A 3,637-nucleotide genomic window follows, 5' to 3' on the forward strand; every position below is an offset into this window, starting at 1 on the left:
ACAGGGAGCACCCGGACCCGGATGGAGGATTTTCAGACTATTTTGAAGGATAAGGGATACTACACGACCATACGTAAAAGCAGAGGTGAAGATATCTTTGCAGCCTGCGGTCTTCTGTCTACCAGGGAAAAGCTGGAACAGGAATCCAAGGAATATTAGAGGGATTCCCTGGTTTCATATTCAGGGACTGGACTCTCTCAAGATGAGACGGGGAGGAAGGAGGTATCTTTTGACCTCTTTTTCCGGGTCGCTTATCAGTTCCAGAAGCTCCATTGTGGCAATGATTCCCATGTCTTTTTGAGACTGTTCAATCGTCGTCAGGGGAATCCGGCATCGCTGGGAGAATTCAATATTGTCATATCCCAGGATACGAATGTCTTCGGGTATGGATAGGTTCAATTGAAGCAATCCCTCCAATACACCCATGGCTACATCATCGTTTGTAATAAAGAGACTGGCCTGACATGACCTCAACTGGCTATGGGGCAGGATGGTTGACGCGATGGTTAATCCATCTTTGTAGTTGTTGATGTTTTTGTAATGGGTAATCTGCTGCCTGCTGATTCCCTTCTCCTCCATGTATCCTAAAAAGCCTTCCAGCCGTCTGGATAGGTTCTGATGTTCATATCCGGTGACGAGGATAATCTTTTCATTCTCCCTGAGACGTCTGAAAATATGTTCTGCTGCCAGTGTCCCTCCCAATATATCATCGGTGGAGACATAGTTTATCTCTGAGTCCTCTGAAAAGCTGTTCATCATGATAAAGGGACGTCCTGAGCGTTTCAGAAGAGAGACCGCTTCAGAATCGGGGGATATGGGGGCAATGATAACCCCATCCACACTGCTTCGAATCATGGACTGTACAATCTCCAGTTCTTTTTCCCGGTCCCAATGAGAACTGCTTATCATCATGTTGTACTTTTTTTCATACAGGATTTTTTCAATCTCACTACTGATGCTTATGAAGAAGGGATTGGCAATGTCTTCGATGATAACACCAATGGTAGAACTCTTCTGCCGGGAGAGATTGCGGGCGATATGGCTGGGCTCATAGCCATTTTCAGTAATGATTTTCTGGACTCTTTGCCGGGTAATCTCTTTGACATGAGGAGACTGAGACAGTACTCGGGAGATTGTCGCTTTTGATACTCCTGCCAGACGGGCAATATCATTAATGTTCATTTGGAAATCCTTAGATAAGAGCCTTTCATATTGTACCTTATTTCTAAAAATATTCAAAGTATTTAATGGAACCGGTTCCTGAAAAATACATTTTTTAATCATTCCCCGGTATTGTAATCCCCCCGGATTTTAAGACGAATATGGTGCTATTTGTCCCTATGTGGAATTTTAAGACTGTTAAAATAAAAAAGTTGACACCTATTTTTCAGCATGATAAAATGGAACCGGTTACAATCTTTACGTATTCGGAGCGTTATCTCCTATGAGTGATGAGATTTTGAGGGTAGAGAACATTAGTAAAAGCTTTTCTACTGTAGAAGTTCTGCACAATGTCTCCTTCGGTATCAACCGGGGGGAAGTTCTGGGTCTTATCGGTGAGAACGGAGCCGGGAAATCTACTAAGATGAAAATCCTGTGCGGAATCTATGAACCCACGGCAGGTGCTATATTTTTTGATGGTTTACCCATTGTGGTCGAAAATACTGCTGTGGCTAAGAAAATGGGCATTAGCATTATTCCTCAGGAATTCAACCTGATCAGCGACCTGACTGTTGCTGATAATGTATTTCTGGGTTCCGAGATTCTTAAAAAAAAATGGTTTCCTGGATAAGGAAGCCATGAAAACTCAAACAAAAACTCTTCTTTCTTCCCTGGAGGTTGATATCTCCCCGGATGAGAGAATTGAAAACCTCACCGGAGCTGAAAAGCAGATGGTAGAGATCAGTAAGGCCCTGGCTTTTGAGTCCAGGATACTCATCATGGATGAGCCTACATCAGTACTGACGAGCCATGAGATTAATATTCTCTTCAATCTGATGAAAAGACTGAAAGAAAAAGGCCTGACCATTGTCTATATCTCTCATAAATTAAAGGAAGTCAAAGAAATCTGCGACAGAGTTCTGGTCTTGCGGGATGGATATTTTGTCCTGGATGAAAACATCAACAATATCACTCCCGAAGAGATGGCTCAGAGCATGGTGGGACGGGAACTCTCACAGTTCTTCCCCAAAAAAGTACAGCCCGAAGATGAGGTTGTCTTTGAGGTGGAGAACATCTGTATCGAAGGTTTACTCCATGGTGTCAGTTTTAACCTGCGTAAAGGTGAAATTCTGGGTATGGGTGGTCTTGTCGGTGCAGGGCGTACAGAAGTTTCGGAGGCCATCATGGGTCTTAGAAAGATGTCTGAGGGCAATATTTATCTCAATGGTGAGAAAATCCTGATAAGGCACCCCGAAGATGCCGTCAAGGCCGGATTGGGATACTTGTCCGAGGACAGGCAGGGAAGCGGAATCATCACCTCTTTTTCTGTGGCCAGGAATACAACCCTTGTCTCCCTTCCCCGGTATTCAAATAATTTCTTACGCTGGATTAATAAACCCCAGGAGCTGAAAACCAGCGAAAAGTATAAGAATCTTTTTAACCTCAAAACAGCCAGCCTTCATACGGCCCTTGAGTTTTTAAGCGGCGGGAATCAGCAGAAGGTTTCCATGTCTAAGAGCATTGATACCGAACCCATGGTCCTGATCGTGGATGAACCCACCAGGGGGATTGATGTCTCTGCCAAACAGGAGATTTATCACTTTATCAACAACCTGGTGCAGGAGGGGATCTCCTGCATCTTTATATCATCAGAAATGGAAGAGCTTATCGGTATGTGCCATCGGGTTGTCGTCATGAAAGACGGCCGTGTCACGGGTATCCTGACAAATGAAAAAATCACTGAAGAATCAATCATGTTATATGCCACTGGTATTATCGAGGGGGAAGCCTGATATGGGATCTGTCAATTCTGAAATTACTGAGAAAAAAACTTTTTGGGAAATGTTGAAGCAGTTTAACTGGCAAAGGTATGCTTCATTTATAGCTCTCATATTTCTGATCATACTATCGTCCTTCTTAAGCCCTTATTTTATGAAACCCCAGAACCTTATCAACATTATGCGCCAGGTTTCTTATACAGGAATCATCGGTCTGGGAATGACATTTGTGATCATCACAGCCGGGATTGACCTCTCTGTCGGTTCTCTGACGGCATTCACCGGTGCTGTTGTCATTCTGACTATGAATGCGGCTCTCAAAATCATCGACAATGAGGTTGTTGTCATCCTGATCGGCTTTATCACGGGGATACTTGTCGGGGGAGCCGCCGGAGCCTTCAATGGTTTTATGATTACCAGAGGTAAAATAGCTCCTTTTATAGCCACACTGGGATCTATGGCCATTTTTCGTTCCATGAGTCTTTACATCGGGAATGCCGGTGAAATCCAGTCTAATAATAATCTGTACGGCGATTTTGGTATGGGATCATTTTTATTGATTCCCGTACCTGTCTTTTTCCTCCTGGGCCTGGCTGCAGTTTTAAATCTGGTCCTGAATAACACCCGTTACGGCCGCTACCTCTGTGCTGTCGGGTCCAATCAGAAGGTCGCTCTCTTTTCTGCCATCAATGTAGACA

Annotated in this window: 4 protein-coding genes; 3 read left to right on the forward strand and 1 reads right to left on the reverse strand. The window is 44.0% G+C overall.

The features are described 5' to 3' along the window. Positions 1 to 180: 180 nt before the first annotated feature. Positions 181 to 1,182 carry a LacI family DNA-binding transcriptional regulator gene (locus PF479_RS03065; protein ID WP_298002110.1) on the reverse strand — a complete coding sequence of 334 codons (1,002 nt, stop codon included), beginning with the start codon at positions 1,180 to 1,182 and terminating at the stop codon, positions 181 to 183. A 262-nt stretch (positions 1,183 to 1,444) separates the two neighbouring features. Between PF479_RS03065 and PF479_RS03070 the strand changes: the two genes are divergently transcribed. The 3 genes from PF479_RS03070 to PF479_RS03080 form a co-directional block, all read left to right on the forward strand. Continuing rightward, positions 1,445 to 1,792, forward strand: a complete 348-nt coding sequence (locus PF479_RS03070; protein WP_298002112.1) for an ATP-binding cassette domain-containing protein — start codon at positions 1,445 to 1,447, stop codon at positions 1,790 to 1,792. Positions 1,793 to 1,799: 7 nt separating this feature from the next. Continuing rightward, on the forward strand, positions 1,800 to 2,954 hold the full coding sequence (locus PF479_RS03075) for a sugar ABC transporter ATP-binding protein (protein ID WP_298002114.1): 1,155 nt from the start codon (positions 1,800 to 1,802) through the stop codon (positions 2,952 to 2,954). Between the two features lie 139 nt (positions 2,955 to 3,093). Further along, on the forward strand, positions 3,094 to 3,637 hold a 544-nt coding region (locus tag PF479_RS03080), incomplete at its 3' end, for an ABC transporter permease (protein WP_298002116.1).

The sequence above is a fragment of the Oceanispirochaeta sp. genome, assembly GCF_027859075.1.
Lineage (GTDB): Bacteria > Spirochaetota > Spirochaetia > DSM-2461 > DSM-2461 > Oceanispirochaeta.